Source organism: Pseudomonas sp. MD330_10, from assembly GCF_042610415.1.
Lineage (GTDB): Bacteria > Pseudomonadota > Gammaproteobacteria > Pseudomonadales > Pseudomonadaceae > Aquipseudomonas > Aquipseudomonas rhodesiae.
The window spans coordinates 1-23,340 of the sequence record NZ_JBHGZU010000017.1 but is presented as its reverse complement, the minus strand read 5'-3'; the positions used below and the strand labels follow the sequence as shown (position 1 = coordinate 23,340).

20 protein-coding genes are annotated in these 23,340 nt (G+C 58.5%); 3 read left to right on the top strand and 17 right to left on the bottom strand.

What is annotated here, in order from left to right; all coding sequences use genetic code 11:
• Nucleotides 1–12 precede the first annotated feature (12 nt).
• Nucleotides 13–879: a pirin family protein gene (locus tag ACFZPT_RS21425; protein WP_099313122.1), complete on the top strand. Its 867-nt coding sequence runs from the start codon at nt 13–15 to the stop codon at nt 877–879.
• Between the two features lie 99 nt (nt 880–978).
• On the opposite strand, the gene ACFZPT_RS21420 is transcribed toward ACFZPT_RS21425, so the two are convergent.
• From ACFZPT_RS21420 to ACFZPT_RS21405, 4 genes are all read right to left on the bottom strand, one after another.
• Entirely contained in the window at nt 979–1,707 is a 729-nt protein-coding gene (locus ACFZPT_RS21420) for a dienelactone hydrolase family protein (protein WP_099313121.1), read from the bottom strand.
• A 67-nt stretch (nt 1,708–1,774) separates the two neighbouring features.
• Nucleotides 1,775–3,679: a molecular chaperone HtpG gene (htpG, locus tag ACFZPT_RS21415; RefSeq protein WP_034096793.1), complete on the bottom strand. Its 1,905-nt coding sequence runs from the start codon at nt 3,677–3,679 to the stop codon at nt 1,775–1,777.
• An 89-nt stretch (nt 3,680–3,768) separates the two neighbouring features.
• A complete protein-coding gene (locus ACFZPT_RS21410) occupies nt 3,769–4,221 on the bottom strand; it encodes a PaaI family thioesterase (protein WP_034096673.1) in 453 nt (150 codons plus the stop codon).
• Nucleotides 4,218–4,694, bottom strand: coding sequence for a PaaI family thioesterase (locus ACFZPT_RS21405; RefSeq protein ID WP_034096672.1), 477 nt, complete (start codon nt 4,692–4,694; stop codon nt 4,218–4,220). Before ACFZPT_RS21405 ends, ACFZPT_RS21410 begins: the two co-directional genes overlap by 4 nt.
• 158 nt (nt 4,695–4,852) lie before the next feature.
• Here ACFZPT_RS21405 and ACFZPT_RS21400 point away from each other — a divergent pair, with 158 nt between their 5' ends.
• Complete coding sequence (locus ACFZPT_RS21400) at nt 4,853–5,095, top strand: hypothetical protein (protein WP_017477534.1); 243 nt, start codon at nt 4,853–4,855, stop codon at nt 5,093–5,095.
• A gap of 83 nt (nt 5,096–5,178) precedes the next feature.
• Here ACFZPT_RS21400 and ACFZPT_RS21395 read toward each other — a convergent pair whose 3' ends face one another.
• The 11 genes from ACFZPT_RS21395 to sdhC form a co-directional block, all read right to left on the bottom strand.
• Complete coding sequence (locus ACFZPT_RS21395; protein ID WP_099313120.1) at nt 5,179–5,919, bottom strand: DUF599 domain-containing protein; 741 nt, start codon at nt 5,917–5,919, stop codon at nt 5,179–5,181.
• A gap of 172 nt (nt 5,920–6,091) precedes the next feature.
• Nucleotides 6,092–7,405: a branched-chain amino acid transport system II carrier protein gene (gene brnQ / locus ACFZPT_RS21390; protein WP_034096670.1), complete on the bottom strand. Its 1,314-nt coding sequence runs from the start codon at nt 7,403–7,405 to the stop codon at nt 6,092–6,094.
• Between the two features lie 410 nt (nt 7,406–7,815).
• Complete coding sequence (gene sucD, locus ACFZPT_RS21385) at nt 7,816–8,697, bottom strand: succinate--CoA ligase subunit alpha (protein ID WP_034096669.1); 882 nt, start codon at nt 8,695–8,697, stop codon at nt 7,816–7,818.
• Nucleotides 8,697–9,863: an ADP-forming succinate--CoA ligase subunit beta gene (gene sucC, locus ACFZPT_RS21380; protein WP_034096668.1), complete on the bottom strand. Its 1,167-nt coding sequence runs from the start codon at nt 9,861–9,863 to the stop codon at nt 8,697–8,699. The genes sucD and sucC overlap by 1 nt, the downstream gene beginning before the upstream one ends.
• A gap of 204 nt (nt 9,864–10,067) precedes the next feature.
• Nucleotides 10,068–11,504: a dihydrolipoyl dehydrogenase gene (lpdA, locus tag ACFZPT_RS21375; protein ID WP_034096667.1), complete on the bottom strand. Its 1,437-nt coding sequence runs from the start codon at nt 11,502–11,504 to the stop codon at nt 10,068–10,070.
• Between the two features lie 99 nt (nt 11,505–11,603).
• On the bottom strand, nt 11,604–12,833 hold the full coding sequence (gene odhB, locus ACFZPT_RS21370) for a 2-oxoglutarate dehydrogenase complex dihydrolipoyllysine-residue succinyltransferase (protein WP_099313119.1): 1,230 nt from the start codon (nt 12,831–12,833) through the stop codon (nt 11,604–11,606).
• Between the two features lie 44 nt (nt 12,834–12,877).
• Nucleotides 12,878–15,709, bottom strand: a complete 2,832-nt coding sequence (locus tag ACFZPT_RS21365) for a 2-oxoglutarate dehydrogenase E1 component (protein WP_034096665.1) — start codon at nt 15,707–15,709, stop codon at nt 12,878–12,880.
• Between the two features lie 261 nt (nt 15,710–15,970).
• Nucleotides 15,971–16,675: a succinate dehydrogenase iron-sulfur subunit gene (locus ACFZPT_RS21360; RefSeq protein ID WP_034096664.1), complete on the bottom strand. Its 705-nt coding sequence runs from the start codon at nt 16,673–16,675 to the stop codon at nt 15,971–15,973.
• Between the two features lie 11 nt (nt 16,676–16,686).
• Nucleotides 16,687–18,459 (bottom strand): succinate dehydrogenase flavoprotein subunit, encoded by a 1,773-nt coding sequence (gene sdhA, locus ACFZPT_RS21355; RefSeq protein WP_034096663.1) that lies wholly within the window; start codon nt 18,457–18,459, stop codon nt 16,687–16,689.
• Between the two features lie 3 nt (nt 18,460–18,462).
• Nucleotides 18,463–18,831, bottom strand: a complete 369-nt coding sequence (gene sdhD / locus ACFZPT_RS21350) for a succinate dehydrogenase, hydrophobic membrane anchor protein (RefSeq protein ID WP_003172805.1) — start codon at nt 18,829–18,831, stop codon at nt 18,463–18,465.
• On the bottom strand, nt 18,825–19,202 hold the full coding sequence (gene sdhC / locus ACFZPT_RS21345; protein ID WP_034096662.1) for a succinate dehydrogenase, cytochrome b556 subunit: 378 nt from the start codon (nt 19,200–19,202) through the stop codon (nt 18,825–18,827). Before sdhC ends, sdhD begins: the two co-directional genes overlap by 7 nt.
• 364 nt (nt 19,203–19,566) lie before the next feature.
• Here sdhC and gltA point away from each other — a divergent pair, with 364 nt between their 5' ends.
• On the top strand, nt 19,567–20,856 hold the full coding sequence (gltA, locus tag ACFZPT_RS21340; RefSeq protein ID WP_014717728.1) for a citrate synthase: 1,290 nt from the start codon (nt 19,567–19,569) through the stop codon (nt 20,854–20,856).
• A 231-nt stretch (nt 20,857–21,087) separates the two neighbouring features.
• Here gltA and ACFZPT_RS21335 read toward each other — a convergent pair whose 3' ends face one another.
• Both ACFZPT_RS21335 and ACFZPT_RS21330 read right to left on the bottom strand, forming a co-directional pair.
• Nucleotides 21,088–22,746, bottom strand: a complete 1,659-nt coding sequence (locus tag ACFZPT_RS21335) for a cation acetate symporter (protein WP_034096661.1) — start codon at nt 22,744–22,746, stop codon at nt 21,088–21,090.
• Nucleotides 22,743–23,054 (bottom strand): DUF485 domain-containing protein, encoded by a 312-nt coding sequence (locus tag ACFZPT_RS21330; RefSeq protein ID WP_034096660.1) that lies wholly within the window; start codon nt 23,052–23,054, stop codon nt 22,743–22,745. Before ACFZPT_RS21330 ends, ACFZPT_RS21335 begins: the two co-directional genes overlap by 4 nt.
• Nucleotides 23,055–23,340: the final 286 nt, after the last annotated feature.

The following is a 23,340-nucleotide window of genomic DNA, read 5'->3' as shown; positions in this document are numbered from 1 at the left end:
CAGGGATGCACCATGACCACCCTCACCGTGATTCGCCCGCGCCAGGAAGATGTAGAGGGCCAGCCGATTCTGCGCCCGCTACCGTCGCGAGACTGCCGCAGCGTCGGGCCATTCGTTTTCTTCGATCATATGCTGCCGACTCGCTATGCCCCCGGCACCGGCATGGATATCCGCCAGCATCCGCACATCGGGCTTTCTACCCTTACCTACCTGTTCGAGGGCGAACTGCAGCACAAAGACAGCCTGGGCTCCGATCAAGTGGTGCAGCCGGGCGATGTCAGTTGGATGACCGCCGGCAGCGCAATTGCCCACGTCGAGCGCACACCCGAGGCGCTCAAGGCCAGCGGTTTTGCGCTGCATGGCCTGCAAGTGTGGCTGGCGTCCCCCAGGGACCACGAAACCGGGCCAGGCCATTACAGCCATCACCCGGCGGCGAGTTTGCCAGTCAGCGACGCACTGGGCGTGCAGATTCGCTTGATTGCCGGCACTGGCTTCTGCCTTAAGTCACCGGTGCCCGTACTGTCGCCCACGTTGTACGCCGATGTGCACATGCAAACGGCCACCACGCTGCTGATTCCCGATGAGTATGAGGAACGCGCCGTGTATGTGCTGGCAGGTGACGCGCAGCTCGACGGCGAACCGTTGCAGACGCATAGCCTAGTGGTATTGCCGAAGGGAGAGACGATGACGTTGTCTGCCGAATCCGACTGTCATCTGGTGGTGTTGGGCGGCGCACCGCTGGATGGACCGAGGCGGATCAATTGGAATTTTGTCGCGAGTGATCCTGCGGTGATCGAGCAAGCCAGGCAGCGTTGGGCGGCTGGGGATTGGCCAACGGTTGCGGGGGAATCGGAAAGGATTGAGTTGCCTGGGAGATAGCCATCGGGGGCGAGCCCCCTCCCACACATGATCGGATTCAGATCGTCAAAGTGTTGGAGGGGGGTCGCCCCCGATAACGCCGGAACAGGCGCTGAAAACTCAGCCCTTGAACACCTCATCCAGCAAATTATGCATCGACTGGAAGGCCCGCGCGGCAGTCTTCGCGTCGTACATCATCTTGCCCGGCACATTGGCGTGCGGGTCGGTGAAGGAATGCACCGCACCGCCGTAGCTGAGCAACTGCCAATCCACACCAGCGGCGTTCATTTCATCCTCGAACGCCGGCAACTGCTCCTTGGGCACCAAGGGGTCCGAGGCGCCATGCAGCACCAGGACGGAACCTTGGATGTTCTTGGCATCCGACGGGTTTGGTGTGTCGAGGGTGCCGTGGAACGACACCGCAGCCCTCAACGGCGCGCCGGTACGGGCCAGCTCAAGGGTGCAGCATCCGCCGAAACAGAAGCCGAACGAAGCGAGCTGGGAGGTATCCACTGCCGCCTCGGTCTGGGCCTGCAGTTGGTCGAGAGCAGCCTGCATGCGCTTGTTGAGCAACGGGCGATCATTCTTCAACGGCATCATCGCCGCACCGGCCTCATCGGCATTGGACGGGCGCACGGTTTGCCCATACAGGTCAGCAATCAGCACCACATAGCCCTTGCCGGCAACGGCCTTGGCAATTTCTTCGGCGCCGGCACTGACGCCCATCCAGTTGGGCGCCATCAACAGACCCGGCAGCGGGCCTTTTTGGCTGGCGTCGAACGCCAGGCGGCTTTCATACGGCTGGCCATCGATCTGATAGACCACGGAACGCACGGTGACTTGGCTCATCATTGACTCCGATTAAGGTGCACTGGAACGAAAAAACCCGCCGAAGCGGGTTTTTCCTACAACGTTGTTAAACCGACAGTTCAACCAACAGCTTGTTCAGTCGGCGCACATAGGCGGCCGGGTCTTTCAAGCTGTCGCCGGCGGCCAGGGCTGCCTGGTCGAAGAGGATGTGCGACAGGTCGCCAAAACGCTCTTCGTTCTGCTCGCCGTCGAGCTTCTCGATCAACGGATGCGCAGGGTTGAATTCAAAGATCGGCTTGGAGTCCGGCACTTTCTGCCCGCTCGCCTCAAGGATCTGACGCATTTGCATGCCCAGGTCCTGCTCGCCGATGGCCAGGATCGCCGGGGAATCGGTCAGACGGTGGGAAACCCGTACTTCGCTGACAGCTTCGCCCAGGGCGGTCTTGATGCGTTCAACCAGGCCTTCTTTGGACTTGGCCACTTCTTCAGCGGCTTTTTTGTCCTCTTCCGAATCCAGGTTACCCAGGTCCAGGTCGCCACGGGCCACGTCGACGAACGACTTACCGTCGAACTCGCTGAGGTAGCTCATCAGCCACTCGTCGATACGATCGGTCAGCAGCAGCACTTCGATGCCTTTTTTACGGAAGACTTCCAGGTGCGGGCTGTTTTTGACCTGAGCGTAGGTTTCGCCGGTCAGGTAGTAGATCTTGTCCTGCCCTTCCTTGGCGCGTGCCAGGTACTCGGCCAGGGACACCACTTGCTCGCCGTCTTCGCCCTGAGTCGAAGCAAAACGTAGCAGGCCAGCGATTTTTTCCTTGTTGGCAAAATCTTCCGCCGGGCCTTCTTTCATGACCTGGCCGAAGTTTTTCCAGAAGCCTTTGTATTGCTCAGGCTCGTTCTTCGCCAGTTTTTCCAGCATGTCGAGTACGCGCTTGGTCAGCGCCGACTTCATGGAGTCGATGATCGGGTCTTTCTGCAGGATTTCCCGCGACACGTTCAGCGACAAGTCGTTGGAGTCGACCACGCCTTTGATAAAGCGCAGGTACAACGGCAGGAAGGATTCCGCCTGATCCATCACGAATACGCGCTGTACGTAGAGTTTCAGGCCTTTCGGCGCCTCACGCTGGTACAGGTCAAACGGCGCGCGGGCCGGTACGTAGAGCAGCGAGCTGTATTCCAGCTTGCCTTCAACCTTATTGTGGCTCCAGCTCAGCGGGTTTTCGTAATCATGAGCTATGTGCTTGTAGAACTCCTGGTACTCCTCGTCCTTGATCTCGGTGCGAGGACGGGTCCACAGGGCGCTGGCGCGGTTGACCACTTCCCATTCCTGGGCCGGGGCTTCTTCGCCTTCGGCGGCAGCTTGTTCTTTAGGCAGCTCGATCGGCAGTGCGATATGGTCGGAGTACTTTTTGATGATATTGCGCAGGCGCCAGCCATCGGCGAATTCTTCTTCACCGGACTTGAGGTGCAACACGATGCGAGTACCGCGGTCTGGCTTGTCGATGGTGGCGATTTCAAATTCGCCCTCGCCTTTCGACGCCCAGTGCACGCCTTCGCTGGCGTCGAGGCCGGCACGACGGCTAAACACTTCAACCTTATCGGCGACAATAAAGGCCGAGTAGAAGCCCACGCCGAACTGGCCGATCAGGTGCGAATCCTTCTTTTGGTCACCCGACAGGTTCTTCATGAAATCGGCAGTGCCGGATTTGGCGATGGTCCCCAGGTGGGTGACCGCATCGTCACGGCTCATGCCGATACCGTTGTCTTCGAGGGTGACGGTTTTGGCGTCCTTGTCGAAGCTCACGCGGATTTTCAGTTCGGCGCCACCTTCCAGCAACTCGGGCTTGGACAGGGCTTCGAAACGTAATTTGTCGACAGCGTCAGAGGCGTTCGAGATCAATTCGCGAAGGAAGATTTCCTTGTTGGAATACAGCGAATGGATCATGAGGTGCAGCAGTTGCTTCACCTCGGTCTGGAAGCCCAGGGTTTCCTTTTGAGTTTCCACACTCATGGTCATCAAACTCCAATTGGATGGCAGTGGCCCCGACCTTTAGGGTCGGCGGCGGGTTGTCATCAAAGTTGGGGGCTAAGACCAGGATTTCAAGGGCGACTCGCCTCCTCGATCTTGAAATGCGCACGGGCCGTGGCAATCGGCTCTGCCGCCGTGCTTTGCCACGCGGTGATCGCCACATTCGCCACACGCCGCCCCTGGCGCCACACCTGACACGTGGCGTAGGTGTCGCGGAACTGACCGGCACGCAGGTAATCCAGGGAAAAGTCGATGATTTTCGGCAGCCCCGGCGCCCCGGTAAACACCAGCAAGTGCAACGCTGCGGCCAACTCCATGAACCCGGCGATCACTCCGCCGTGCAGGGCCGGCAAGATGGGGTTACCAATGTTGTCTTTGTTGGCCGGCAGGCGAAACAGCAATTCATCGCCCAACCGTGTGCATTCAATACCGATCAATTGGGCATACGGAATCCCGTCCAGCAGCGCCGTATAGTCACCGCGCGTATGGGCTTGTTCGAGGCGTGTTTTGAATCGATGACTCATGCCTGCGCTCCCTTGATCGTATCGCCCAGCCCCTGCGCGCCCTTGAGGCGCTTGCCCATGCGCATAAACGTGCCCACCACATGGGCGATGGGTTGCTGCGGGTCATCCTGATAGGCGAAGCCACGGGTGAAGATCACGTCGGTCGTGACTCGGTAGCACTGGGCGAAGCCATACACCGGCTTGTGAGGTGCGGCCGGATGCATGTAATCGATGCGTAGATCGAGGGTCGGGCACACCTCGAATTCCTCCAGCACACATAGAGTCGCCATGCCGCAGGCCGTGTCCATCAAGGAGGTCAGCGCACCGCCGTGGATCACGCCGGACTGGGGGTCGCCAACAATCGCGGGGCTATAAGGCAAGACGAGGGTCATGCCGTCCCGATTGGCCTCATGCACGGTAATGCCCAGCACCTGGCAATGACGTAACGCCGAAACGAAGCGTCGGGCACGTTCTAACAGTGAGTTTTCGGTCATTCGGTCTAGACTCTTATTCGTGTTAATCCGCGGAGTATGTGGTGCGGGCCAAAGTTCCTTGCAGGGTGCGGTTTATATATCTGCGTAATTAAAGGAACTAATGCTGAACCCTCAGGCTCGAAAGGCCAGTAGATATCTTCAATAAGGAGAAACACCCCATGCGCAAGACTTTAGCTATTTCCATGATGCTGGCCGCTGCCCTCGGTCTGGCTGCCTGCGACAAGAAATCCGAAGACAAAGCCCAAGACGCCGCTGCACATTCTGAGCAAGCTCAGAAAGATATGGCGAAGGCTCAGGATAAAGTGAACGACGCTGCGAAAGAAAACGCCGATGCTGCCAAAGCTCAGGCCGAATCCAACGAAGCCGCCGCGAAAGAAGCAGCACCTGCCACCGGTTCTTGAGACCTGGCTTGAATTAGCAGTGCTGCAAAAAGAAAGCCCGCTTATATAGCGGGCTTTACTTTGTCCGGCATTTAACTAGATGGCTAAGACACCGCCTCCTTCGTCGGCTCCGGCAATGGCGTGTCGGTTGGGGTATACACCATCACTTCCAATACCTCGGAATGAAACTCTCGGCGATACAGCACGAACACTACACCGGCGCTCATCAACATGAACAACCATGGGCTGACAAACCACGCCAGCATGGTCATGCCGAAGTAATAAGAACGCAGGCCGAAGTTGAACTGGTTGGCCGCCATGGAGATCACCCGCGCCGCCCTCAGTGCGAAGGCTTTACGCTCCTGTTCGGACACATGTCGCTCGCCGATCATCGGCGCCGACCCCACCAGCACCGCCGCAAAATTGTATTGGCGCATGCACCAACTGAAGGTGAAAAACGCGTAGACAAACACCAGCGCCAGGCACAGCAATTTGATTTCCGACATGCCCTGGGATGCCTGTTGTACCCAGGGGATATCCGCCAGCAACGACACGGCGCGTTCGGAGGCGCCGAGCACCGTGAGAATACCGGCGAGGATGATCAAGGTACTGGAGGCGAAGAAGGAGGCATTGCGCTCCAGATTGCCGATCACGCTGGCGTCGGCGATACGGTTGTCCCGCAGCAGCATGCGCCGCATCCAGTCTTCGCGATACAAGTGCAACACACTGGCCAGGCACGCGGTGTCTCGCGCCTTCCAAGTGGCATAACGGGTATAGCCGCCCCAACACAGCACGAACCACAGGGCGGCAAGCAAGTGGATCTGATTGGCTTCGACGAATGACATGAGGGTCCTGTTAGAAGGTGAATGGTGGCGCGATGCGCTCCAACGTTGGGAGGGAGCCAGCCCTTCCCACATTGATCCAGTTGCAACTTTAGAAGCTGCGCTCTCATAAAGCATAAAAAATGCCCCGTATCGATTGATACGGGGCATTTCAATAATCCTCAAAGCGGGCGCTTTATGCGATGGCTTCGCTGCGCTTGCCGAGCAGACGGTCAATCACCACCGCCACAACCAGGATCATCACCGACGGCACCAACCAGGCCAGGCCCTGCTCGCTCAGCGGCAGGTTAGCCAACTGCGCCGGCAGCCAATCCGCCAAGCCCGCGCCCTTGAGGGCATCGATGCAGCCGAAGATAAACGACACCAGCATCACCGGCCCAACAATACGCCCTTGCTCCTGCCAGAAGCCTTTGCAGAAGCTAAGAGCCACCAACACGATGCAGGGCGGATAGATGGCGGTGAGTACTGGGATCGAGAAAGCGATCAGCTTGGTCAGGCCCAAGTTCGACACAAACAAGGAGAACAGCGCCAGGATCACCACCAGGGTCTTGTAGGACAGCGGCAGGATGCGGCTGAAGTACTCGGCGCAGGCGCAGGTCAGGCCCACCGCCGTCACCAGGCACGCCAGGGAGATCAGCACGGCCAGGAAACCGCTGCCCAGAGAGCCGAAGGTATGCTGCACGTAAGCATGCAGTACCGCAGCGCCGTTGCTGGCCCCAGCGGCTACCGCATGGCTACCCGAACCGAGGCGGAACAGGCTTACATACACCAACGCCAAGCCCACACCCGCGATCAGGCCGGCGATGATGGCGTAACGGGTGATCAGCTTCGGCGATTCAACACCACGGGAGCGAATCGCATTGACGATGACGATGCCGAACACCAGCGCGCCCAGGGTATCCATGGTCAGGTAACCATTGATAAAACCCTGGGAAAACGGCGCAGCGACATATTCCGGGGTGGCGACACCGACGTCACCGGCCGGCAGCGCAAATGCGGCGATGCCCAGCACGGCCAGCGCTATGATCTTCAGCGGCGCGAGGAAACGCCCCACGGTATCCAGCAGGCGCCCTGGATACAGGGACACAAAGAACACCACCAGAAAGTACACGGAGCTGTAGAGAAACAGCGCTAGAGGGCTTTCGCCAGTCAAGGGCGCAAGGCCCACTTCAAAGGACACGGTCGCCGTACGCGGCGTGGCGAACAGCGGGCCTACCGCCAGATACGCCGCTGCCGCCAGCAGGCCACCGGCGATTTTGCCGATTGGGCTGCTCAGCGCGTCCATGCCGCCACCGACTTTGGCCAGCGCGATTACGGTGACCACCGGAAGGCCGACCGCAGTGATCAGAAAACCCAGTGCCGCCATCCAGACGTTAGGTCCGGACTGCAAGCCAACGATAGGCGGGAAGATGATGTTGCCGGCGCCCACGAACAGGGCAAAGGTCATAAAGCCCAACGCCAGGATATCCTGGCCTTTCAACACTTTCATTTAAGGAAATACCACACTGCTGAATCGGAATTTAGAGAGGGATTCCCTGTGGATGAGGGAAATACCGGCGGCCCTTTTGGGGACCGACCGTTCCAGCGCGAAGCGTCCTTTTGGGATGCGGGCGCATAAAGAGGCGGCCAGAGTACAGAATTAGGGCGACAAACGCACTGTTGCGGGGCGAACTGTCCGATAAGCGACATCACGATGTCGCATTTTCGTACTTAACTTGGCAATACGAACACATGTGGGAGGGGGCCTGCCCCCGACGGCGGTGTGTCAGCCAATGATTGCGTGGCGGCCCCATTGCCATCGGGGGCAAGCCCCCTCCCACATTGGTCGAAGACATCCAAGAAGCACAAAGGCCACCCGAAGGTGGCCTTTGTGGGCGGAGCGTCAGTTAAGCGCGAGGCTTACTTGACAGCCCAACCGGTCAGCTCGGCCAGGGCCTTGCCGATGTCTGCCAGAGAACGCACGGTTTTCACGCCTGCGTCTTGCAGCGCAGCGAATTTCTCGTCTGCAGTGCCTTTGCCGCCAGAGATGATTGCGCCCGCATGGCCCATGCGCTTGCCAGCAGGGGCAGTCACACCAGCGATGTAGGAAACAACTGGCTTGGTCACGTGTGCCTTGATGTAGGCAGCCGCTTCTTCTTCAGCCGAACCGCCGATCTCACCGATCATCACGATCGCTTCGGTCTTCGGGTCTTCCTGGAACAGCTTCAGGATGTCGATGAAGTTGGAGCCTGGGATCGGGTCACCGCCGATGCCGACGCAAGTCGACTGACCGAAACCGGCGTCAGTGGTCTGCTTCACAGCTTCGTAGGTCAGGGTGCCGGAACGGGAAACGATACCGACTTTACCTGGCAAGTGAATGTGACCTGGCATGATGCCGATCTTGCATTCGCCTGGGGTGATCACACCTGGGCAGTTAGGGCCGATCAGGACTACGCCCAGTTCGTCACACTTAACTTTAGCGTCCAGCATGTCCAGGGTAGGAATGCCTTCGGTGATGCAAACGATCAGCTTGATGCCGCCGAATGCCGCTTCCAGGATCGAGTCCTTGCAGAAAGGAGCCGGAACGTAGATCACGCTGGCGGTGGCGCCAGTGGCAGCTACAGCGTCTTTCACGGTGTTGAACACCGGCAGGCCCAGGTGCTCGGTGCCGCCTTTGCCTGGCGTTACGCCGCCAACCATCTGGGTGCCGTATTCGATGGCTTGCTGGGTGTGGAAGCTACCTTGCGAACCGGTAATACCCTGGCAGATAACTTTGGTGTCTTTATTGATCAGGACGCTCATTATTTGCCCTCCGCAGCTTTGACAACTTGTTGAGCAGCGTCGGTCAGGCTGGTAGCCGCGATGATGTTCAAACCGCTTTCTGCCAGTACTTTAGCGCCCAGTTCAGCGTTGTTACCTTCAAGGCGAACAACAACCGGGATTTTAACGCCGACTTCTTTCACTGCACCGATGATGCCTTCGGCAATCATGTCGCAACGAACGATGCCGCCGAAGATGTTGACCAATACTGCAGCGACGTTGGCGTCGGACAGGATGATCTTGAAAGCTTCGGTCACGCGTTCTTTGGTAGCACCACCGCCCACGTCGAGGAAGTTGGCTGGTTTGCCGCCATGCAGGTTGACGATGTCCATGGTACCCATGGCCAGGCCGGCACCGTTGACCATGCAACCGATGTTGCCTTCCAGGGCCACGTAGTTCAGTTCGAACTTGGCAGCGTGGGCTTCGCGCGGATCGTCTTGCGACGGATCGTGGAAAGTCTTCAGCTTAGGCTGACGGTACATGGCGTTGGCGTCGATGTTGATCTTGGCATCGAGGCAGTGCAGATCGCCGTCAGCCTTGATCACCAGCGGGTTCACTTCCAGCAGAGCCAGATCGTGATCCTGGAACAGTTTGGCCAGACCTACGAAGATCTTGGCGAACTGGGCAACTTGCTTGCCTTCCAGGCCCAGCTGGAAAGCCAGCTCGCGACCCTGGAACGGCTGAGCGCCAACCAGTGGATCGATGGTGGCTTTCAGAATTTTTTCTGGGGTTTCGTGAGCGATCTTTTCGATGTCCACGCCACCTTCGGTGGAAGCCATGAACACGATGCGACGGCTCGAACGGTCAACGACAGCGCCCAGGTACAGCTCTTTAGCGATATCAGTGCACGATTCAACCAGGATCTTGGTGACTGGCTGGCCATTGGCATCAGTCTGGTAAGTCACCAGACGCTTGCCCAGCCACTGCTGTGCGAAGGCCTTGGCGTCTTCTTTGTTGCGAACCAGCTTAACGCCGCCCGCTTTACCGCGACCACCCGCGTGGACCTGGGCTTTGACAACCCATTCGGTACCACCGATTTTGTCGCAAGCTTCTGCTGCTGCTTCCGGGGTGTCTACTGCGTAGCCCTTGGATACTGGCAGGCCGTATTCAGCGAACAGCTGCTTACCCTGATACTCGTGAAGATTCATGCTTTTTACCGTCTTCGTTAGGTACTGCGCATTCGGCGCTGCGCTCATTATGAGTGCCGCACCACCTGTGACTGCTGCTTGCGCAACTTGCGGGGCTTATGGCCCGTAAAGCTGCGCAAGGCTGCGTCCAGCGGATATTCCGCGGTGAGTCTTGCGCGCAAGGCTCACGACGGGCAACTCCGCCGTGGTTTCTTATTATCTCGCTTAGCGCTTCTTGCGGTTGGCGATGTGGATGGCGCCGCCATTCACTGCCAACGCGGCTTCGTGCAACGCTTCGGACAGGGTCGGATGGGAGAAGACCATCATGCCCAGGTCCTCGGCACTGGTGCCGAATTCCATACCGATTGCGCCCTGCTGAACCAGTTCTGCTGCGCTTGGGCCAATCACGTGGACGCCCAATACACGGTCAGTCTTGGCATCAGCAATGACTTTGACAAAACCACCGGTGTCGTTGGCTGCCATGGCACGGCCAGAAGCGGCGAACGGGAAGGTGCCGACGTTAACTTCAACGCCTTCAGCTTTCAACTGCTGTTCGTTCTTGCCGACCCATGCAATTTCCGGGTGGGTGTAGATAACCGATGGAATCAGGTCGTAGTTCATCTGGGTTTTGTGGCCCTTGATGCGCTCGACAACCATGATGCCTTCTTCGGAAGCCTTGTGCGCCAGCATCATGCCGCGCACCACGTCACCGATGGCGTACACGCCTGGAACGGTGGTAGCGCAGTGATCGTCAACGTGGATAAAGCCACGCTCGTCGATGTTCACGCCGCTGTCGGCCGCCAGCAGGTCGGTCGTCACTGGACGACGGCCTACGGCCACGATCAGCTTGTCGAAGGTGATGGTTTGTTCGCCATCTTTGTCGGTGTAGGTCACGACCACTTCTTCGCCATTGACCTTCGAGCCGGTCACGCGAGCGCCCAGCTTGATGTCCAGGCCCTGTTTGGTCAGGGTCTTGAACGCTTCCTTGGAGACTGCGGTATCGGCAGCCAGCAGGAACGTGTCCAGAGCTTCCAGAACAGTCACTTCAGCACCCAGACGGGACCATACCGAACCCAGCTCCAGGCCGATCACACCAGCACCGATCACACCCAGGCGCTTAGGCACAGCTTGGAATTCCAGGGCGCCGGTCGAATCAACGATCACGTTGTTGTCGACTGGAGCAGGCGGAATGTCGATTGGGCGCGAACCTGGGGCCAGGATCACGTTTTCAGCTTCGATCACTTCAACCGAACCGTCAGGCTTGGTGATTTCGACTTTCTTGCCGGCCAGCAATTTGCCGTGGCCTTGCAGGGAAGTCACGCCGTTGGCCTTGAACAAGGTGGCAACGCCGGAAGTCAGGCCTTTAACGATGTTGGCTTTACGGCCGACCATTGCTGGCACGTCCATGGTCACGCCGGCGTGGTTGATACCGTGGATCGCGAAGCCGTCTTGGGCTTCGTGGAATTTCCAGGAGCTGTCCAGCAGCGCCTTGGAAGGAATGCAGCCAACGTTCAGGCAAGTACCGCCCAGCGCCAGTTTGCCTTCCTTGTCAGTGTATTTTTCGATGCAAGCAGTCGAGAGGCCCAGTTGAGCAGCCTTGATGGCGGCAACATAGCCGCCAGGGCCCGCGCCAATCACTACAACGTCAAATTTCTGCGACATGAAAAAAATTCCTCTATTCAGCGACAAGCTTCAAGCGACAAGCTGCAAGCCAAGCTGCTTTTTCCTACAGCTTGTAGCTTGCAACTTGCAGCTGCGTCTTTAGATATCCAGCAGCAGACGAGCCGGGTCTTCCAGCAGGTTCTTGATGGTCACCAGGAAAGTCACGGCTTCTTTACCATCGATCAGGCGGTGATCGTAGGACAGTGCCAGGTACATCATCGGGCGGATCACGACTTGGCCGTTGATGGCCATCGGACGCTGGATGATGTTGTGCATGCCCAGGATCGCGGCTTGTGGCGGGTTGACGATCGGCGTCGACATCATCGAACCGAAGGTACCACCGTTGGTGATGGTGAAGGTACCACCGGTCATCTCGTCGATGGTCAGCTTACCGTCACGGGCTTTCTTGCCGAAGGTGGCGATGCCGCCTTCGATTTCAGCCAGGCTCATCAGTTCGGCGTTACGCAGGACCGGAACCACCAGGCCACGGTCGCTGGACACGGCAACGCCGATGTCTGCATAGCCATGGTAGACGATGTCGTTGCCATCGATGGAAGCGTTGACTGCCGGGAAGCGTTTCAGCGCTTCGGTGGCCGCTTTCACGAAGAACGACATGAAGCCCAGGCGCACGCCGTTGTGAGACTTCTCGAACAGGTCTTTGTACTTCGAACGCAGGGCCATGACTTCGGTCATGTCGACTTCGTTGAAGGTGGTCAGCATTGCCATGTTCGACTGGGCTTCAACCAGACGCTTGGCCACGGTGGCACGCACGCGGGTCATCGGTACGCGCTTCTCGGTGCGGTCGCCGGCGGCGAACACAGGAGCAGCGGCAGCCGGGGCAGCCGGCTTGGCAGGTGCGGCAGCTGGAGCGTTCTTCTTGGCTTCAACCGCAGCAACCACGTCTTCCTTGGTCACGCGACCGTCTTTGCCGGTGCCTTTGATGGAAGCCAGGTTGATACCGTTTTCTTCAGCCAACTGGCGCGCAGCCGGTGCAGCGATCGGGTCTTCAGCACCAGCGGCCGGAGCGGCAGCTGGAGCCGAAGCAGCAGGTGCAGCAGCCGGAGCAGGTGCAGGTGCAGGTGCAGCAGCGCCGCCCTCTTCGATCGAGCCCAACACCTGGTTGGACAGGACGGTAGCGCCCTCCTCGGCAACGATTGCGCCCAGCACGCCGTCAGCTTCGGCCAGCACTTCCAGCACGACTTTGTCGGTCTCGATGTCGACGATCAGGTCGTCGCGCTTGACAGCTTCGCCTGGTTTTTTGTGCCAGGTGGCAACGGTGCCATCGGCAACCGATTCCGGGAATGACGGGGCTTTGATTTCGATAGCCATTATCTGTGGGTCCTTAAAATTCGGTTTCAGTCAGCGCGAAGGCGTTAAACAGTGAAAGCATCTTGCAGCAGTTTTTCCTGCTGTTCGGCGTGCATCGACGCATAACCACACGCAGGTGCGGCGGAAGCATCACGGCCGGCGTATTCCAGGCCCAGGGCCTTGTTATGGTTGCCAATGCTGCGACGCAGGTGATGCTGGCTGCTGTACCACGCGCCCTGGTTCATCGGTTCTTCCTGGCACCAGACCACATTCGTGAGGTTGGTGTAAGGCGCGATGACCTCCATCAGGTCGTCTTCCGGGAACGGGTAAAGCTGCTCGATACGCACGATGGCGATATCTTCGCGGCCTTCGGCACGGCGTTTTTCCAGCAGGTCATAGTAGACCTTGCCGCTGCACAGGATCAGGCGAGTGACCTTGGCCGCGTCCAGCGTGTCGATTTCTGGAATCACGGTCTGGAACGAACCGTCCGCCAGATCTTCCAGGGTCGAGACGGCCAATTTATGACGCAGCAGCGACTTCGGAGTCAGCACAACCAGCGGCTTGCGCAGAGGACGAATCACCTGGCGACGCAGCAAGTGGTAGATCTGAGCCGGGGTGGTCGGTACGCAGACCTGAATATTGTGCTCGGCGCACAGCTGCAGGTAACGCTCCAGACGGGCCGAGGAGTGCTCCGGACCCTGACCTTCATAACCGTGCGGTAGCAGCATGGTCAGACCGCACAGACGGCCCCACTTATGCTCGCCGCTGGTGATGAACTGGTCGATCACCACCTGGGCGCCGTTGGCGAAGTCGCCGAACTGGGCTTCCCAGATCACCAGCGCATTCGGCGTGGTGGTCGAGTAACCGTATTCGAAGGCCAGTACAGCCTCTTCGGACAGGAACGAATCGTACAGGTCGAAACGTGGCTGGCCTTCGTACAGGTTCTGCAACGGCACGTAGGTGCTGGCGTCTTTTTGGTTGTGCAGTACCGCGTGACGGTGCGAGAACGTACCGCGGCCGATGTCCTGGCCGGTCATGCGGATCGGGTGACCTTCGAACGCCAGGGTCGCGTACGCCATGGTTTCGGCGTAACCCCAGTTGATTGGCAGGCCGCCGACTTGCATCTTCTGACGGTCTTCGTAGATCTTCGAGACCTGACGCTGAACCACGAAGCCTTCCGGAATTTCCAGCAGCTTGGCGGACAGTTCCTGCAGGGTCTTGAGGTCGAACGAGGTATCGTGACGCGCGGTCCAGGTGTGGCCCAGGTACGGACGCCAGTCAACGAACAGCTCTTTGTTCGGCTCTTTGACCAGGCTTTTCACTACATGCAGACCGTTGTCCAGAGCGTTGCGGTATTCGTCGACTTTCGCCTGAACACGCGCTTCGTCCACCACACCTGCCTTGGTCAGGCTTTCGGCGTACAGCTCACGGGTAGTGCGCTGCTTGGTGATCTGCTGGTACATCAACGGTTGGGTGCCGCTTGGCTCGTCCGCTTCGTTGTGACCGCGACGGCGGTAGCAAACCAGGTCGATCACCACGTCACGCTTGAATTGCATGCGGTAGTCGACGGCCAGTTGGGTCACGAACAATACGGCTTCCGGATCATCACCATTCACATGGAGGATCGGCGCCTGGATCATCTTGGCAACGTCGGTGGCGTACTCGGTGGAGCGCGAGTCCAACGGGTTGCTGATGGTGAAGCCCACCTGGTTGTTGATGACGATATGAACGGTACCGCCAGTCTTGAAGCCGCGAGTCTGCGACATCTGGAAGGTTTCCAGAACCACGCCCTGACCGGCGAATGCCGCGTCACCGTGGATGGAAATCGGCAGAACCTTTTCACCAGTAGTGTCGTTACGACGGTCCTGGCGAGCACGCACCGACCCCTCGACCACTGGCGAAACGATTTCCAGGTGGGATGGGTTGAATGCCATGGCCAGGTGAACTTCACCGCCGGAGGTCATCACGTTGGACGAGAAGCCCTGGTGGTATTTAACGTCACCGGAACCCAGCTCGACCTTCTTCTTGCCTTCAAACTCGTCGAACAGCTCACGCGGGTTCTTGCCGAAGGTGTTGACCAACACGTTCAAGCGACCACGGTGGGCCATACCGATCACGACTTCCTTGGTGCCGTAGGAGCCGGAACGCTGGATCAGCTCGTCGAGCATCGGGATCAGGCTTTCGCCGCCTTCCAGACCGAAACGCTTGGTGCCCGGGTATTTGGTCCCCAGGTATTTTTCCAGGCCTTCGGCAGCGGTCACGCGCTCAAGCAGGTGGCTGCGAACGTCGGCGGACAGCGCCGGACGGCCGCGCACACCTTCCAGGCGATGCTGGAACCACTGGCGCTGCTCGGAATCGGTGATGTGCGTGAACTCAGCGCCGATGGTGCGGCAATATGTCTGCTGCAACGCCTCGTGAATTTCGCGTAGGCTCGCTTCCTCTTTGCCGATGAACAGGTCGCCGGCACGGAAGGTCGTATCAAGATCGGCATTGGTCAAGCCGTAATGATTGATCGACAGGTCAGCCGGTGCAGGACGCTGCCAGAGCCCCAGCGGGTCAAGCTGGGCAGCCTGGTGGCCACGCATCCGGTAGGCCTGGATCAGTCGCAGTACTTCAACTTGCTTCTTCTCATGCTCACTGCTCACGCTGCCGGCGGAAACCGGTTGGGCGCGGCGCTGGTTCTTTGCCAGCAGCACAAACTGATCGCGAATTGTTGCATGCGATACATCGGTGGCAGCGTTGCCGTCTGAAGACAACGTCTGAAATTTGGTGCGCCATTCTTCTGGCACAGCGTTAGGGTCGTGCAGGTAGAGCTCATAAAGCTCTTCCACATAGGCAGCGTTACCACCTGAAAGATAGCCGCTGTTCCACATGCGCTGCATCACGCTTTCTTGCATGCTTGGTCACCCTCGATTTGGGGACACCACCGGCGAAAACACCGAGTTTGCTTGCAAAAGGCCAAGTGCAGCGACCAAAACAAGCCACTTAGGATCACGCTGATAGTTCGGGTACCAACCCGAATGCCCCTGCTTGTCTCATTTCTTCAAAATAAGAGCCGCGGCTTTGTAAGTCGCTGCTCAAGTTAAAACTACGGCGCCGGTTGAAGCCTGCGCCGCAGCATTTACGGGCACAACGGTCCTGCTTTGTTACAACGTCAGTTACACGCCGCTTTGCAGCAGCATGTTACGGATGTGACCAATGGCCTTAGTCGGGTTCAGGCCTTTGGGACATACGTTGACGCAGTTCATGATCCCGCGGCAGCGGAATACGCTGAACGGGTCATCCAGCGAAGCCAAACGCTCGGACGTCTTGGTGTCACGGCTGTCTGCCAGGAAGCGGTACGCTTGCAGCAGGGCAGCTGGACCCAGGAATTTGTCCGGGTTCCACCAGAAGGACGGGCAGGAGGTCGAGCAGCAGGCGCACAGAATGCACTCGTACAGACCGTCGAGCTTGTCGCGCTCTTCCGGGGACTGCAGACGCTCGATGGCCGGGGCCGGCGTGTCGTTCTGCAGGAACGGCTTAACTTTCTCGTATTGCTTGTAGAAGATGCTCATATCGACGACCAGGTCACGGATAACCGGCAAACCTGGCAGTGGACGAACGATCAGCTTGTTGCCTTTCACCACGGCGGACAGCGGCGTGATGCACGCCAGGCCGTTTTTGCCGTTGATGTTCATGCCGTCGGAGCCGCAGACACCTTCACGGCAAGAGCGACGATAGGAGAAACCTTCGTCCTGCTCTTTGATCAGGGCCAGCACGTCCAGCACCATCAGGTCTTTACCACCGGTATCGACCTGGAATTCCTGCATGAACGGCGCAGCGTCCTGATCAGGGTTGTAGCGATAAACACTGACTTTCAACATGGCAGCCACCCTTAGTAAGTCCGAATCTTCGGTTCAAACGTCGGAACCGTTTTCGGCGAGAAGTTCACGGCACGCTTGGCAACGCGCTTTTCACCCGGGAAGTACAGGGTGTGGCACAGCCAGTTCTCGTCGTCGCGGTCTTCGTAGTCTTCACGAGCGTGAGCACCACGGGATTCTTTACGAACCTCGGCAGCAATCGCGGTCGCTTCGGCCACTTCCAGCAGGTTTTGCAGCTCAAGGGCTTCGATACGAGCGGTGTTGAACGCCTGGCTCTTATCGTTGATCTTGACGTTGGCGATGCGCTTGCGCAGGTCGGCCAGCTGGGCAATACCCTTCTGCATGTATTCGCCAGTACGGAATACACCGAAGTAGTTCTGCATGCAGCTTTGCAGCTCGCGACGCAGGGTTGCCACGTCTTCGCCATCGGTACGCTCGTTCAGAGCGGACAGGCGCGCCAGGGCGGCCTCGATGTTGGCGTCGGTGGCGTCGTCGTACTCGATGCCATCGCTCAGGGCTTTTTCCAAGTGCAGGCCAGCGGCGCGCCCGAATACCACCAGGTCGAGCAACGAGTTACCGCCCAGGCGGTTGGCACCGTGAACCGATACGCACGCCACTTCACCCACTGCAAACAGACCAGGGATGATCGCGTCGACGCCATCGGCGTCCTGAGTGATCGCTTGACCATGAATGTTGGTCGGCACGCCGCCCATCATATAGTGGCAAGTCGGAACAACCGGGACCGGAGCAACAACCGGGTCAACGTGCGCAAATGTCTTGGACAGTTCGCAGATACCTGGCAGACGGCTGTGCAGCACTTCTTCGCCCAGGTGATCGAGCTTGAGCATTACGTGGTCGCCATTCGGACCGCAACCGTTGCCAGCGATGATCTCTTTAACCATCGAACGGGCAACAACATCACGACCGGCAAGGTCTTTAGCGTTCGGAGCATAGCGCTCCATGAAACGCTCGCCGTGCTTGTTGATCAAGTAACCACCTTCACCACGGCAACCTTCGGTCACCAAAACGCCGGCGCCGGCAATACCGGTCGGGTGGAACTGCCACATTTCAATATCTTGCACCGGCACGCCGGCACGCAGGGCCATGCCCACGCCGTCGCCAGTGTTGATCAGGGCGTTGGTGGTCGAGGCGTAGATACGGCCTGCACCGCCGGTTGCCAGCACGGTAGCCTTGGCGCGAATGTAGGTGGTTTCACCGGTTTCGATGCAGATAGCGATTACACCGACGAACTCGCCTTGGGCGTTTTTGACCAGGTCGACAGCGTAGTACTCGTTCAGGAACGTGGTACCGGCTTTCAGGTTGCCCTGATAAAGCGTGTGCAGCAGCGCGTGACCGGTACGGTCGGAAGCGGCGCAAGTACGGGCAGCCTGCCCGCCTTTACCGTAATCCTTCGACTGGCCGCCGAACGGACGCTGGTAGATACGGCCTTGCTCGGTACGCGAGAACGGCAGACCCATGTGGTCCAGCTCGAACACCGCTGCCGGGCCTTCCTGACACATGTATTCGATAGCGTCCTGGTCACCGATGTAGTCGGAACCCTTGACGGTATCGTACATGTGCCAGCGCCAGTCATCGTTCGGGTCGGCCGAAGCGATGGCGCAGGTGATGCCACCCTGGGCGGACACGGTGTGGGAACGTGTCGGGAATACCTTGGTGATCACGGCAGTCTTGTGACCGCCCTGGGCCAGCTGCAGCGCAGCGCGCATGCCGGCACCGCCGCCACCAATAATGATGGCGTCGAAGGAAATAGTTGGAATGTTAGCCATGACTCAGATACCCCAAAGAATCTGCACACCCCAGACGAAGTAAGCGAACATCGCGACGCCGCATACTGCCTGGAAGAGGAAACGTACTGCAGTCGCGGACTTGCCCAGCGCCATCGGCGTGAGGTAGTCGGTCGCGATGGTCCACATGCCGACCCAGGCGTGAGCGCCCAGGGCTACAAGGGCCAGCAGACTGAAGATTCGCATCGCATTGTGGGAAAACAGGCCATGCCATTGCTCATAGCCGATGCCCGGGTTTGCGACGAGGTATCCGATCAGGAAAATGAAATAAGCCGCGAGAACAACCGCAGACACACGCTGCGCCATCCAATCATAGAGGCCCGAACGCGATAGGTTCGTAACGCTGGTTACCATATCCAAACTCCTGCGAGAACGATCAGCACCACGGAAATGGCGATGATGATTTTCGAGCCCAGGCGGCCGCCTTCCAGCGTCTCACCGATGCCCATGTCCATGATCAAGTGGCGCACACCGGCTACCAGGTGATACAGCAGAGCGGACAGGAGGCCCCATGCTACGAACTTGGCCAGCGGGCTGGTCAAGCATGCCTTCACCTCGGCGTAACCTTCCTCGGAACCCAGGGATTTGCTCAATGCATAAAGCATGATGCCCAAGCCCAGGAACAGGATGATGCCGGAAACACGGTGCAGGAACGACGTAACGCCGGTGATGGGGAGTTTGATGGTCCTTAGGTCTAGGTTTACAGGTCGTTGGCTATTCTTCACGGCTTTTTTTCACACTGAAGAGCCCCTAACAATCAGGGCAAAGTTGTAGGGGAGTGCACTGGTCAGGTAAGCACCACCCAGGGAGTGCGACCCCCAATGAAAGCAAGCCCAAAAGCCCTTGGCGGTCGGTGGCCGAGTATAGACAGTTAGGTTACTAATGACAACGCGCGCTCCTCACCCTAATAGCGGATTGCGCTGACGGGATAAAAGGCGTAAATGGCAGGCAATTTCGACGAAAAAGTCCGGTTAAAGCCTTCTGGAGCAAGACTTTAGGCAAATTGACATCTGAATTTATCTCACTATAGTGGTGCGGGCCCTGCGTGGGGGGTCTGTCTGATGATTTGAAGCATAAATAGGAGGCCACATGGCTGACAAAAAAGCGCAGTTGATCATCGAGGGCGCAGCCCCCGTCGAGCTGCCCATTTTAACCGGCACCGTTGGTCCCGATGTTATCGACGTACGGGGCCTGACGGCCACGGGCCGTTTCACTTTCGACCCAGGCTTCATGTCGACCGCCTCTTGCGAGTCGAAGATCACCTATATCGACGGCGACAATGGCATCTTGCTGCACCGGGGCTACCCGATCGAGCAATTGGCAGAAAAGTCGGACTACCTGGAAACCTGCTACCTGCTGCTCAATGGCGAATTGCCAACAGCCGAGCAGAAAGCCCAGTTTGTCAGCACAGTCAAGAACCACACCATGGTTCACGAGCAGTTGAAGACCTTCTTCAACGGCTTCCGTCGCGACGCCCACCCGATGGCTGTCATGTGTGGCGTGGTCGGCGCCCTGTCGGCCTTCTATCACGACTCCCTCGACATCAATAACCCGCAGCATCGCGAAATCTCCGCGATCCGCCTGGTTGCCAAGATGCCGACCCTGGCCGCAATGGTTTACAAGTACTCCATGGGTCAACCCATGATGTACCCGCGCAACGACCTGACGTACGCGGAAAACTTCCTGCACATGATGTTCAACACCCCGTGCGAGATCAAACCGATCAGCCCGGTGCTCGCCAAGGCCATGGACCGGATCTTCATCCTCCACGCCGACCACGAGCAGAACGCCTCCACCTCCACCGTGCGCCTGGCGGGCTCCTCGGGTGCCAACCCGTTCGCCTGTATCGCCGCCGGCATCGCCGCACTGTGGGGCCCTGCCCACGGCGGTGCGAACGAAGCCGTGTTGACCATGCTCGATGAAATCGGCGATGTCTCGAACATCGACACCTTCATCGCCAAGGCCAAGGACAAGAACGATCCGTTCAAGCTGATGGGCTTCGGTCACCGGGTCTACAAGAACCGCGACCCACGCGCCACCGTTATGAAGCAGACCTGCGACGAAGTGTTGAAGGAACTGGGCATCAAGAACGATCCGCAACTCGAACTGGCCATGCGCCTGGAAGAGATCGCCCTGACCGACCCGTACTTCATCGAACGCTCCCTGTACCCGAACGTCGACTTCTACTCGGGGATCATCCTCAAGGCGATCGGCATTCCAACCAGCATGTTTACCGTGATCTTCGCCCTGGCGCGGACCGTGGGCTGGATCTCCCACTGGAAAGAAATGCTCTCCAGCCCGTACAAGATTGGCCGCCCGCGCCAGCTGTACACCGGCTACGAGTCGCGTGATATCACCAAGCTGGAAGATCGCAAGTAAGCATCGCTTAGTTGCACTGAAAACGGCCTCCCCCAGTGGAGGCCGTTTTTGTTTGTGGCGTCTGGTCTACCGCCATCGGGGGCAAGCCCCCTCCCACCTTTGAAAAGTGTTCACAGATCAAGTGTGGCAGGGGGCTTGCCCCCGATGAGGCCATGAGCAGCAACCCATAAACCCCAGGCAAAAAAATGCCCCAGCCTTTCGCCCGGGGCACTTCCTGATCCAGTTACAAGCTTAGTGGTTAACCGCCCCACTCGCCCCCAAGCCAGTCTGCGAACGCACAAACTGCGGGAAGTACAGCGCACGCTCTTTCTCTGCCGCCGCCGACTTGTCGGTGATGGAGAAGAACCAGATGCCGATGAACGCAATGATCATCGAGAACAACGCAGGGTACTCGTACGGGAAGATGGCTTTTTCATGGTGCAGGATCGAGACCCAGATGGTCGGGCCCAGTACCATCAGGCCCACGGCGCTCACCAGGCCCAGCCAACCGCCGATCATGGCGCCACGGGTGGTGAGGTTTTTCCAGTACATGGAAAGCAGCAGCACCGGGAAGTTGCAGCTGGCGGCGATGGAGAACGCCAGGCCGACCATGAACGCGATGTTCTGGCTTTCGAACAGGATACCCAGGCCGATCGCCAATACACCCAGGGCCACGGTGGTGATCTTCGACACGCGAATCTCATCCTTCTCGTTGGCCTTGCCTTTCTTGATCACGCTGGCATATAGGTCGTGAGACACCGCCGATGCACCCGCCAGGGTCAAACCGGCCACCACGGCCAGGATGGTGGCAAACGCCACGGCCGAGATAAAGCCCAGGAAGATGCTGCCACCCACCGCATTGGCCAGGTGTACCGCCGCCATGTTGTTACCGCCCAGCAAGGCGCCTGCCGCATCCTTGAACGCCGGGTTGGTGCTGACCAGCAGGATCGCGCCGAAGCCGATAATAAAGGTCAGGATATAGAAGTAGCCGATAAAGCCCGTGGCATACAGCACGCTCTTACGCGCTTCCTTGGCATCGCTCACTGTGAAGAAGCGCATCAGGATATGCGGCAGGCCGGCGGTGCCGAACATCAGCGCCAAGCCCAGGGAGAATGCAGAGATAGGGTCTTTCACCAGGCCGCCTGGGCTCATGATCGCCTCACCTTTAGGGTGAACCTTGATCGCCTCGGAGAACAGCGTGTTGAAATCGAAGTTGACGTGCTTCATCACCATCAGCGCCATGAACGACGCACCCGACAGCAACAGCACCGCCTTGATGATCTGCACCCATGTGGTCGCCAGCATGCCGCCGAACAGCACGTACAGGCACATCAGGATGCCCACCAGAATCACCGCCACATGGTAATCCAGGCCGAACAGCAACTGGATCAGCTTGCCCGCCCCCACCATCTGCGCGATCAGGTAGAACGCCACCACCACCAGCGAACCGCAAGCCGACAGGCTGCGAATCTGGGTCTGGCCCAGGCGGTAGGACGCCACGTCAGCAAAGGTGTATTTACCCAGGTTACGCAGGCGCTCGGCGATCAGGAACAGAATGATCGGCCAGCCCACCAGAAAGCCGATCGAGTAGATCAGCCCGTCGTAGCCAGACGTAAACACCAGCGCGGAAATCCCCAGGAACGAGGCCGCCGACATATAGTCGCCAGCAATTGCCAGACCGTTCTGGAAACCGGTGATCTTGCCGCCCGCCGCGTAGTAGTCGGCCGCCGATTTATTGCGCTTGGAGGCCCAGTAAGTAATGCAAAGGGTTGCACCGACGAAGACGACAAACATCACGATGGCCGAGACGTTCAGCGGTTGCTTGTGCACTTCACCGGTCAATGCGTCGGCCGCCCACAGGGCGGGAGCAAAAAGCGAAGCGCCGAATACTGCCAGTAGACGACGGATCATTGCGCAGCCTCCTTGAGAATCGCATTGTTGAGATCGTCAAACTCGCCATTGGCCCGACGCACATAAATGCCGGTCAAGACGAACGCGGAGACGATCAACCCGACGCCCAGGGGGATACCCCAGGTAATCGACGAACCAGGGCTGAGCTTGGCCCCCAGCACTTGTGGCCCGTAGGCGATCAATAGGATGAAACCGGAGTAGAGCCCTAGCATGATGGCCGAGAGAATCCAGGCAAACCGCTCCCTTTTTCTCACCAGCTCCTTGAAGCGCGGGCTGTTTTGAATCGATAGGTAAATGCTGTCGTTCATTGTTTTTATCCTCGCAGCACAGCTTTTTTATTATTGGAACGTAGCCACTGTATGCGGCTGTGGCACAGGTTCCAGACGACCTTAGTAGTAGATCGAGTGTAGCGAGGGATTGACGACGCGAATGAAGATTTGCAGGAAACAGAAATTAATGTGGGAGGGGGCTTGCTCCCGATGGCGATGAGTCAGTCAGATCATTGAAAACTGACACTCTGAAGTGCGCCCCAAAAGTTGGACACCTATCCAACTCTTGGGGCTTTTTCATGAGCAAGTACACGACGCAGTTCAA